At 37.8% G+C, this 249-nt stretch carries 1 pseudogene; it reads right to left on the reverse strand.

The features are described 5' to 3' along the window. Positions 1–249, reverse strand: a pseudogene (locus G6042_RS00280) (IS21 family transposase); the annotation flags it as partial.

A 249-nucleotide genomic window follows, 5' to 3' on the forward strand; every position in this document is an offset into this window, starting at 1 on the left:
AAATGTTTTGGATGGCTTTAAAGCTGTAAATCCTAAAATCAAGTGCGCGTTTACAAGCGTTGATTAATCGTTGTTTTCCAACTTTCTTCTCAAAGTTCAATATCCCTAAACAACTTTTATAGGCTTGTTCGGGGTGATTTCTACTTTCGATAATTTGGATAATATAATCCGCTACTGCTTGGTCAATACTGTTTGCCCAATCAATAAACCGACTAGCACTCCAATCAGCAACAAACTGGTGTGTGCTGG

The sequence above is a fragment of the Flavobacterium solisilvae genome, from assembly GCF_012911605.1.
Lineage (GTDB): Bacteria > Bacteroidota > Bacteroidia > Flavobacteriales > Flavobacteriaceae > Flavobacterium > Flavobacterium solisilvae.